This window comes from Aeromonas sp. PrichA-15, assembly GCF_017939245.1.
In the GTDB taxonomy this organism is placed as follows: Bacteria; Pseudomonadota; Gammaproteobacteria; order Enterobacterales; family Aeromonadaceae; genus Aeromonas; species Aeromonas caviae.
On record NZ_JAGKRH010000106.1, the window covers coordinates 1 to 10,901 of the forward strand.

General features: G+C 63.8%; 5 protein-coding genes and 2 pseudogenes. 5 read left to right on the plus strand and 2 right to left on the minus strand.

The features are described 5' to 3' along the window. Nucleotides 1-122: pseudogene (locus J9889_RS14020) on the plus strand (ISAs1 family transposase); the annotation flags it as partial. 24 nt (nt 123-146) lie between these two features. Beyond that, nucleotides 147-1,403: pseudogene (locus tag J9889_RS14025) on the plus strand (sodium-dependent transporter); the annotation flags it as partial. Nucleotides 1,404-1,468: 65 nt separating this feature from the next. Here J9889_RS14025 and rssA read toward each other — a convergent pair. Continuing rightward, nucleotides 1,469-2,338, minus strand: coding sequence for a patatin-like phospholipase RssA (gene rssA, locus J9889_RS14030; protein ID WP_029313973.1), 870 nt, complete (start codon nt 2,336-2,338; stop codon nt 1,469-1,471). A gap of 34 nt (nt 2,339-2,372) precedes the next feature. After that, nucleotides 2,373-3,815 (minus strand): diguanylate cyclase, encoded by a 1,443-nt coding sequence (locus J9889_RS14035; RefSeq protein ID WP_349237013.1) that lies wholly within the window; start codon nt 3,813-3,815, stop codon nt 2,373-2,375. 321 nt (nt 3,816-4,136) lie between these two features. On the opposite strand from J9889_RS14035, the gene J9889_RS14040 reads away from it, so the two are divergent. From J9889_RS14040 to J9889_RS14050, 3 genes are all read left to right on the plus strand, one after another. After that, nucleotides 4,137-5,189: an efflux RND transporter periplasmic adaptor subunit gene (locus J9889_RS14040; RefSeq protein WP_039039307.1), complete on the plus strand. Its 1,053-nt coding sequence runs from the start codon at nt 4,137-4,139 to the stop codon at nt 5,187-5,189. Next, nucleotides 5,189-8,341, plus strand: a complete 3,153-nt coding sequence (locus J9889_RS14045) for an efflux RND transporter permease subunit (RefSeq protein WP_210557065.1) — start codon at nt 5,189-5,191, stop codon at nt 8,339-8,341. The genes J9889_RS14040 and J9889_RS14045 overlap by 1 nt, the downstream gene beginning before the upstream one ends. Before the next feature lie 196 nt (nt 8,342-8,537). Then, entirely contained in the window at nt 8,538-10,787 is a 2,250-nt protein-coding gene (locus J9889_RS14050) for a YgiQ family radical SAM protein (RefSeq protein ID WP_246878096.1), read from the plus strand. The last annotated feature ends 114 nt before the right edge of the window (nt 10,788-10,901 follow it).

Consider the following 10,901-nt stretch of genomic DNA (forward strand, 5'->3'; position numbering starts at 1 on the left):
TGCTGCGGGCCGAAACCAGCCGTAAGGCAAGCTTGCGGAAGAAGCAGCAATTTGCGGGCATGAGCAGCCCCTATCTGGAAAAGGTACTGGATGCTGGGTTGGCTAAATTGACCTCAATTTAACAATTTGTTCACGCTCTCACCCTGCCCTATCTGACCGGTGAGAACGGTGGCGCCGGTTTTCTGCTGGTCTATGTCATCGCCACCCTGCTGGTGGGATTGCCGGTGATGATCTCCGAGATCATGCTGGGGCGCGAGGCCAGGACGGATGCGGTCAGCGGGCTCATCAAGCTGGCTCCAAAGGGGCAACCCTGGTGGCTGATCGCCGCCATGGGGGTGAGCGCGGCCTTCCTCATCATGTCGTTCTACTCCGAGGTGGCGGCCTGGGTGTTTGCCTACATCTTCAAGGCGGCCAGCGGCGAGATCCTCTCCACCGATCCCGCCGTCACGGGTGCTGCCTTCAATTCACTCATCACGGATCCCTTGCAGAGTCTGCTCTGGCAGTGGCTGGTGCTGGCCCTGATGGGGGGGATCTTGCTGATGGGGGTCTCCAGGGGGATCGAAGCGGTCACCAAGCGGTTGATGCCACTGTTCTTCATCCTGCTGCTGGTGATAGGCGTGCGCAGCCTGACTCTGCCCGGAGCAAGCGAAGGACTGCATTTCCTGTTCTCGCCGGATTTCTCCAAGGTGACCGCAGGCGTCGTGCTGACGGCCATGGGGCTGGCGTTCTTCAAGCTCTCCATCGGGATGGGTTGCATGATGACCTATGGCAGCTACTTTCGGGACGATCAGCACATCCCTCTCACCACGGTACGGGTGATGTGCGCGGATCTCTTCGTCTCCATGCTGGCGGGGATCGCCATCTTCCCGGCGGTGTTTGCCTTTGGCTTCGAGCCGAGCGCAGGCCCCTCCCTGCTGTTCATCACCATACCCGCGGTCTTTGCCAGTATCCCGTTTGGACACCTCTTCATGGTGCTCTTCTTCGTGCTCTCCGCCATCGCAGCCACCGGGGCCATGCTCTCCATCCTGGAGGTGCCGGTCTCGGTGCTCTCCGAGCGCTTTCACATGAGCCGCACAAGGGCGACCCTGATCAACCTGCTGGTGCTGGGGGCGGTCGGCTCGACCTGTGCGCTCTCGAGCAGCACGCTGGCGGATGTGCAGGTTGGCGGGAAAACCTTCTTCGATCTGTTCGACTTCGTCTCTTCCAACGTGCTGATGCCCCTTGGCGGCATCTTCCTCTGCCTCTTTGTGGGCTGGGTATGGGGATTCGAGCGGATGACGACGGCGCTGACCAATGGAGGCAAGCTGGCGCTGCCCATCCTCAGCCCCCTGTTTTTCATCATCCGCTATGTGTCGCCGCTGCTGATCCTGGTGGTGATGCTCAAGGGGCTGGGGCTGTTCTGAGCCGCGTCGCCCGAAACAAAAAAGCGCCTATTGGCGCTCTTTTTGTCTTTTACCCCGATATGCCTTCATATCAGGCAGAGTCGTGACAGCTCCTCCTTGAGCTGCTCCAGGTTGCGCTCGACACAGGCTTCCCCCTCGTTGATGGCGTCGCTCGCGCGGTGGAAATCCATGATGGAGAGGTTGCCAAGGCGCGGGCAGAGCTGGATCTCGGGGGGATCCCCGGCCATCCGGGCACGGGTGATGCGCTCCTGCATGATGTTGATGGAGCCCGTCATCACCCCCCACATGCCGGGGGTACTGGGCTCGCGCTCGCCCCGGTTCAACCACTGGCTGAGCAGCCCCCCCTGCACGGGCTCGTCCGGTTCGTCGGTCCAGGGCTGGTGCATATCGGTGTTGAGGTTGACGGCGATCACCACCTCGGCTCCCATGGCGCGGGCCAGGGAGATGGGGACCGGGTTGACCACGGCCCCGTCTACCAGCCAGCGATCCTCCACCCGGGTCGGGGTGAGCAGGCCGGGCATGCCGCAGGAGGCGCGCACACACTGGCGAAGCGGCCCTTCCTGCAACCAGATCTCGCGACCGGTATCGAGTTCGGTGGCGACGCAGGCAAAGGGCAGCGGCAGGCTTTCGATGGCGGGATCCCCCAGATGGCCGGCGGCGATGCCAAATACCTTGTCACCGCGAAACAGGCCGCCGGAGAGGGCGGGATCGAGCAGTCCCATCACTTGCAGGCGGCTGAAGCCGCGCACCCAGCTCTCCAGCTTGTCCAGTTCACCAGCGGCATAGGCGGCGCCGACAAAGCTGCCGATGGAGCAGCCAGCCACCAGATCCGGCTTGACGCCGAGTCGCTCCAGGGCACGGATGATGCCGATGTGGGCCCATCCTCGGGCCGCGCCGCTGCCCAGGGCCAATCCCAGACGGGGTTTTCGTGACACAGTTGCGTCTCCTGACATGAAGTGGGAGTCCAGCTTACTCCGGCTTCTCCTGCCCGTCATCCCGCCACGCTTCGCTGCGATTGCGGCCGTTGGCCTTGACCTGATAGAGGGCGATATCGGCGCGGCGGATCACCTCCTGCAAGGAGATGGCCGGTGACTGGCGACAGTGGCCCAGGCTGACGGTCACTTTCAGCTCGGCCGCGATGGCGCTCCAGGGATGCTCTGCTATGCACAGACGAAGCCGCTCGGCCAAGGGGGCCAGAGGGATCGCTTCATCGGCGACGAGCAGCAGGAACTCCTCGCCGCCCCAGCGGATCAGGTGGCACTCCCGTGTCAGCAGGGACTGGCAGAGCTGCACCAGACGGATGAGGACCTGATCGCCCACCCCGTGGCCGAAACGGTCGTTGACCTGTTTGAAGTGATCGCAGTCAAACATGATGGCGCCGATGCGTTGGCGGCCTGCCAGGGCCTGGCGGTGTTCGAAGGCATCGAAGTAGTGGCGGTTGAAGGCGCCGGTCAGGGCATCGTGGCGCGACAGGTAGTTGAGGCGCCGGTTGAGGCGCTGGGCACGCAGGCTGGAGACGGTCGCCACCACCAGGCAGAGAATGGTGATGAGCGCCGTCGCCGATTGCCACAACAGCGTCTGCAGCAGAGGCAGCAGCGGGATGCGATGGATGAGGGAGAGCGGTGTCTCCGGGATGGGATAGACGAGCTGCAAGGCGCCCTGTTGCCACTCATATTCCGCTGACTGCGCCGTCCTGACCGGGGGCGGCGCGGTACCGGACTGGCTGCTGGCGAGGATCTGCTGATGGGCGTTGAGCAGGAACAGGGTACCAATCCGGGGGGCGAGGCGGTGCAGGGTCTGCGCCAGCGTGACGGTCTGGATGTCGATGCTGAGCAGGCCAATGATCTGGCCGCCCTGGGTAATGGGCTGGGATAGGGTGATCATCTGCCCCCGTCCGGCAAAATCCTGATAGGGGCGCGAGAGCATGGCGTGCTCCAGGTGGGGATACCTGGCCATCGCCTCCTGCCAGTAGGCCTTGCTGTAAATCACGGGATCGAAGCGAAACTGGCTGGATGGCACCCAGGGATAGAGGTAGATGAAATTGTCCGTACCGGTGAAGTAGATCCAGGCCACGTCCCTGTCCAGCAGCTTGCTGGCCGTGGCGAGCAGGGGAGAGAGGCTGAGGGCGAGATGTATTCTGGCTTGCCACTCGCTGCCGTCGTGGGGCAGCGGGCCCTGCCCGGTCAGGTTGCCGATGAGGGCGGGGGGCAGATCGACGGGGATGCGATCCAGGTTGATGCCGTGCTCCCCGTCGGATTGCAGCGCCTGATAGAGCTGGCGAGAGAGCACGGACTGGGGATTGCTGCGCAGGCGCTCCTCCGCCTGGCCGCGCATGGCCTCAAGGAAGGTCTCCATCCGCTGGTGCTGGCTGCTGAGCTGGGTCGCGGCGTTGATGGTGTCACGCTTGTTGATCTCGGTAACCTGGCGAAACGCATGTTACAGGGCGAGCAGCAACAGCAGGCCGAGGCCCAGCAGCAGCCACTGCAATCGGTATCTGGCAAAGGCGGGGGAGGGAATGGACATGGGCGTACCGGAAGATGGCGAGAGTCGGCATCAGTGTAAGGCAGAACCCTAACGCGCGTGCCGACAAGATGCGTTTTTGATGATCTTCTCACCGGACTGTTACGTTTTGTCACATTTATACATAGTCACGGCATAGTCAGGGGGTAACATGGTGCCATCCTTGATGAAGCTATCTCTTCTTCCTCTCTCTTTGACTGCATGGATCTTGTGATGAAAACGCGCGTGTGGCTGTGGCTTTTCCCTCTTCTACTATTGCTGGCGGCGGGCGCCTGGCATCTGCGGCAGGCTGAACCTGCCAGCAAGCCTGCACCAAGAGAGATCAATATCAGGGCCGAAACCGTCAGGCAGAGCCTGGCCGAGCCCTCCATCAAGCTGGTGAGCAAGCTTGCGGCCAATCGCTCCGTGGCCATCAGTCCCGAGGTGACCGGCCGCATTGCCACCATCGCGGTGAGTTCCGGCCAGCAGGTCAAACAGGGGCAGACCCTGATCGCCCTGGATGCGGGCAAGCAGCAGGCGGAGCTGGCCGAGCAGAGCGCCAGCGTGCGCGACGAGGCTCGCAAGCTGCGGGACATGCGCAAGCTGGTGGCGCGAGGCGCCGTCACCACCTCGGAGCTGGAGGGGCAGGAGGCGACTGTTGCCCAGGCCCAGGCCCGGGTCGATGCGGCCCGTTACGAGCTCTCCCTGCGCACCCTGGCCGCCCCCTTCGACGGCACCGTCAGCCTCATCGATCTCAGCGAAGGAGCCCTGGTCAACAGCGGCGACGTGCTCTTGCATCTGGACGAGCTGGCAAAACTGCGGCTCGATCTGGCGGTGCCCGAGCGCTACCTCTCCCTGCTGCGCCCCGGCATGGCGGTGACGGCAACCAGCTCGGCCTGGCCGGATCAATCCTTTTCCGGCGTGCTGGAGACCCTCGACAGCCGGATCTCCAGCGACACCCAGAACATCAAGGCCCGTGTCATCCTGCCCAACACCGGTGGCCAGCTGCGCCCCGGCATGCTGATGAACGTGGATCTCTCTCTGCCACCCCAGAAGATGACCCTGATCCCCGCCCAGTCGGTGGAGTACGCCGGCGAGCAGCGCTTCGTCTATCGCCTGGAGGCGGACGGACGGGTGAAGCGGGTGCCGGTGGAGCTTGGCGACACCCATGGCGAGGCCGTCTGGGTGCTCAAGGGGTTGAACGTCGGCGATCGCATCGCGGTGGAGGGGCTGGTCAATCTGCGCGACGGCGCCCAGGTACGTGATCTGGGCGAGGTGAAAGGCTGATGTGGCTCTCCGATATCTCAGTACGCCGTCCCCTGGTGGCGGTGGTCATCAGCGCCCTGCTCACCGTGTTCGGCCTGGTGGCCTTCAGCAAACTCACCGTGCGGGAGATGCCGGATGTGCAGACCCCGTCCGTTTCCATCACCACCACCTATGAGGGGGCGGCCCCCGAGGTGATGGAGAGCCAGGTCACCAAGCCCATCGAGGATCAGCTCTCCGGCATCAGCGGCATCAAGAACATCAACTCGGTGACCCGCAAGGGGCGCTCCTCCATCACGGTGGAGTTCAAGCTCGGCTGGAACATGCTGGAGGGCACCTCCGACGTGCGTGACGCCATCTCCCGGGCCAGACCCAAGCTGCCAGACGGGGCGGACGAGCCCATGGTGACCAAGGACAACGGCAACGGGGATGTGGCCATCTGGCTCAACTTCAGCAGCACCCAGATGGATCGTACCGCCATGACGGATTACGCCAATCGCATGCTGGTGGACCCTTTGAGCCTGGTGGACGGGGTGAGCGAGGTGTCCCTCTCCGGGGACCTGACCCAGGTGATGTACGTGCGGCTGCGCCCCGCCGACATGGCGGCCCGCGGCATCACGGTGGCCGACGTGCAGGATGCCCTCAAGCGGGAGAACATCGAGCTGCCGGGCGGCGAGATCCGCAACAACACCATGACCATGGCGGTGCAGATCGCACGGCTCTATCACAGTGCGGAAGATTTTCGCACCCTGCCGGTCAAAACCGCCACCAATGGTCAGAGCATCTATCTGGCGGACATTGCGGATGTGGAGGTGGGGGCCAAGAACGAAGACAGCGCCTATCAGCGCAACGGCCGCGAGAGCCTGGGGATTGGCATCGTCGCTCAATCCACAGCCAACCCCCTGGCGGTGGCCCAGGGCATCGAGAAGAAGCTCGTGGAGATGCAGCGCTTCCTGCCGGAGGGGGCCACCCTTGAGGTCGACTACGACTCCACCATCTTCATCAAGCAGGCCATCGACGAGGTATACGAGACACTCGCCATCTGCGCTCTGCTGGTGGTGGCCGTGCTCTACCTGTTCCTCGGGCAGGGGCGCACCACGCTCATCCCCGCCATCACGGTGCCCGTCTCCCTGATTTCGGCCTTCATCGGTGCCTGGTATCTGGGCTTTTCCATCAACCTCATCACCTTGCTGGCCCTCATCCTCGCCATCGGCCTGGTGGTGGATGACGCCATCGTGGTGGTAGAGAACATCCACCACCACCTGCAACGGGGAGAGTCCCCCTTGATGGCGGCCTGGCACGGCACCCGGGAGGTGGGCTTTGCCGTCATCGCCACCACCGCCGTGCTGGTGATGGTGTTCGTGCCCATCGCCTTTATGGATGGCATGGTGGGGCGCCTCTTCACCGAGTTCGCCATCCTGCTCTCCTTGGCCGTGCTCTTCTCCTCCCTGGTGGCGCTCACCCTGACCCCGGCCATGGGCTCCTGGCTGATGCGTGCCGTGGACAAGCCCAACGCCCTGACCGCCACCCTGGACAAGGGACTTGGCTGGGTGGAGGAGCGTTATCGCCGCGTGCTGGGGGCCGTGCTGCGCCGCGCCGTCTGGATGCCCCTGGTGTTGCTGCTCTGCCTTGGCGGCATTGGCGCCCTCTTTGGCAAGCTGCCCGCGAGCCTCACCCCGACCGAGGACAGGGGCGTGCTCTATGTGTTCGTGAAAGGGGCGGAGGGCACCAGCATCGAGCGGATGAAGCGCAACATGCAGCAGGTGGAGGCCGCCATCCTGCCGCCGCTCGGCAAGGGGGTGGTGCAGGCCATGAGCTTCAGCACCCCGGCCTTCGGGCGCGGCGGCGATCAGACCGGCATGGCCATCATCCAGCTCAGCGACTGGGCGGTGCGGGACGAAACGGCCACCGAGTTTGGCCGCTCCCTGAGCGGCCGCCTCGCCAGCATCCCCGACGTGATGATCCGCACCTTCCAGCCGGGGTTCAGAGGCGGCTCCACCGCGGCGGTGCAGTTCGTGCTGCAAGGCTCCGATTACGGCGAGCTCAACCAGCAGGGGCTGGCGCTCAAGGAGGCGGCGGCCCAAAGCGGGCTGATGCAGAGCCCGGATCTCGACTATGCCGAGAAGACCCCGGAGCTGCAGGTGACCATAGAGCGGGAGCGAGCCACCCAGCTCGGCATTCCGGTTTCCACCATCGCAAGCTCCCTGCAGGCCCTGCTCGGCGGCGTCAGCCAGACCACCTATGTGGACAGGGGCGAGGAGTATGACGTCTACCTGCGCGCCAACCAGACCCAGTTCAACGGCATCTCCGACATCAGCCGCATCTATTTGAAGGCCGCGAGCGGCGAGATGGTGAGCCTCTCCACCCTGGCGACCGTCACCCAGGTGGCGAGTCCCCAGCGCCTCAACCACTACCAGCGCCAGAAGGCGGTCACCCTCACCGCGGACGTGGCCCCCGGTCACACCCTGGGGGAGGCGCTTGACTTCCTGGATGGCTGGGCCGCAGATCACCTGCCCACCGGCATGTCGGTGGATTACGCCGGCGAGTCCAAGGACTATCGCGACAACCAGGGGGAGATGGCACTGGTGTTCGGCCTGGCCCTGCTGGTGGTCTATCTGGTGCTGGTGGCCCAGTTCGAGAGCCTGCTGACCCCGGCGGTGGTGATGATGACGGTGCCGCTCGGCATCTTCGGCGGCCTGCTCGGCCTCTGGCTCACGGGGCAGGAGCTCAGCATCTACAGCCAGATAGGCATGATCATGCTCATCGGCATGGTGACCAAGAACGGCATCCTCATCGTGGAGTTCATCAACCAGCTGCGCCAGCGGGGTGAAAGGTTCGAGGAGGCGATCATCAAGGGGTCGGTGCGCCGCCTGCGCCCCATCTTGATGACCTCGCTCACCGCCATCATCGGCGCCGTGCCCCTGATGCTCTCCATGGGGGCGGGGTACGAGAGCCGGATGGCCGTGGGGACCGTGGTCTTCTTCGGCTTGTCCTTGGCGACCCTGGTGACCCTGCTGGTGGTGCCCGCCATCTATCACCTGATCGCCAGACGCGCGGGGATGACGGGGGCACGGGACCGACTGGTGGACGAAATACTGGCCACGGCAACCCCGGCCAGTCCCTCCCCGGTGCCGGGGGCGGTGGTCCCCGAGGGGCGGGACAAACCGGCGGCCTAGCGTGCCGACCCGGATGACAGCAAACAGGGCGCCAATGGGCGCCCTGCTTGTTGATGAGATCTGAGTCTGTCACGCCGACCTGTCGCGCCCGTTCGAAGGCGCCCCTTCCCCTCGCGTTCTGTAGGGGCAAAAAGCCGTCGCCCCCGCCTGGCTCTGCCGGTATAATGCGCGACCCGAATTGTTCCAGGTGGTCAAAATGCAGCCGGTTACCAACCTCTTCTCCTATCCCCGTTACTGGGCCGAGTGCTACGGCACGGCGCCCTTCCTGCCCATGTCCCGCGCGGAGATGGACAAGCTTGGCTGGGACAGCTGCGACATCGTGCTGGTGACAGGCGACGCCTACGTGGATCACCCGAGCTTCGGCATGGCGGTGATCGGCCGCATGCTCGAATCCCAGGGTTTTCGGGTCGGCATCATCGCCCAGCCGGACTGGTCATCGAAAGATGACTTCATGCGCCTGGGCAAGCCGAACCTCTTCTACGGGGTGACGGCGGGCAACATGGACTCCATGATCAACCGCTACACCGCCGACAAAAAATTGCGCCACGACGACGCCTACACCCCGGGGGATGTGGGCGGCAAGCGGCCGGATCGCGCCACCCTGGTCTACACCCAGCGCTGCAAGGAGGCCTATAAAGAGGTGCCGGTGGTCATCGGCGGCATCGAGGCATCCCTGCGCCGCATCGCCCATTACGACTACTGGTCCGAGACCATCCGCCGCTCCATACTCATCGACGCCAAGGCCGACATCCTCATCTACGGCAACGCCGAGCGCCCCCTGGTGGAAGTGGCTCACCGCATCGCAGGCGGCGAGACCATCGACACCATGCAGGACATTCGCGGCACCGCCGTGATCCGCAAGGAGCCGTTGCCGGGCTGGCGCGGGGTGGATTCGAGCAAGCTCGACCAGATTGGCCGCATCGATCCCATCCCCAACCCCTATATGGAAGGGGCGCCTTGCTCTGATGACGAGGGTACCGCGCCGGTGGAGCAGGAAGCCAAGCCCATCCTGGTGCAGCCCCCTAAGCAAAAGCCGTGGGAGCTGACCTACGTCAAGCTGCCGGCGTTCGAGCGGGTGAAGGAGGACAAGGTGCTCTACGCCCATGCGTCCCGCATCCTGCACCACGAGACCAACCCGGGCTGCGCCCGCGCCCTCTCCCAGGCCCACGGCGATCGCATCATCTGGGTCAACCCGCCCGCCTTCCCGCTCGAAACCGACGAGATGGACGGGGTGTTCGGCCTGCCGTACCAGCGGGTGCCGCACCCGGCCTATGGCAACGAGAAGATCCCGGCCTACGACATGATCAAGACCTCGGTCAACATCATGCGCGGCTGCTTTGGCGGCTGCTCCTTCTGCTCCATCACCGAGCACGAAGGGCGCATCATCCAGAGCCGCTCGGAAGAGTCGATTCTTAAAGAAATCGAAGAGATCCGCGACAAGGTGCCGGGCTTTACCGGCGTCATCTCGGATCTGGGCGGCCCCACCGCCAACATGTACCGCTTACGCTGCAAGAGCCCCAAGGCCGAGCAGACCTGTCGGCGCGCCTCCTGCGTCTGGCCGACCATCTGCCCGCACATGGATACCGACCACAGCCCGACCATCAACCTCTATCGCAAGGCGCGCGACCTCAAGGGCATCAAGAAGATCCTGATCGCCTCCGGCGTGCGTTACGACATCGCGGTGGAAGATCCGCGCTACATCAAGGAGCTGGCCAAGTACCACGTCGGCGGCTACCTCAAGATCGCGCCGGAGCACACGGAAGAAGGCCCGCTCTCCAAGATGATGAAGCCGGGCATGGGCAGCTACTACAGCTTCAAGGAGCTGTTCGACAAATATTCCAAAGAGGCGGGCAAGCAGCAGTACCTGATCCCCTACTTCATCTCGGCCCACCCGGGCACGACCGATGAGGACATGGTGAACATGGCGCTCTGGGTAAAAACGAACCGCTTCAAGCTCGATCAGGTGCAGAACTTCTACCCGTCGCCGCTGGCGAACGCCACCACCATGTATTACACCGAGAAAAACCCCCTCAACAAGGTGAGCCGCCAAGGTGGGGACGTGTTCGTGGTGAAAGGGGAGCGTCGCCGTCGCCTGCACAAGGCGCTGCTGCGTTATCACGATCCGGCCGGCTGGCCCATGATCCGTGAAGCCCTGTTGGAGATGGGCAAGGGCCACCTCATCGGCAACGGCCCCGACTGCCTAGTGCCACCGGAAGGGCGCGGCGAGGCCAAGGCCGAGCGCAGCCGCAACAAGGGCCTCAAGCCCGCGTTGACCCGTCATAGCGATATCAGCCATCAGCGGGGGAATGGGGCGGGCAACAAGGCGGATCGAAGTGAAGGGCCTGCTGCTAACAAGGGCGGCAAGGTGGACAATGGTAAACCAGCAGCTCAAGGTAAGCCTACTAATAAAGGAACATGTACAGGATCTTTAGCAGCAACCAATTGAAATAGATATAAAAATGGCTTCGATTGTGATCTGATTTTATCGCCAAACAAAACCGCCACGCACGAAGCCATGACCATTATCGATGCCAACCACTATCTTGAGCAACTTCTCTCT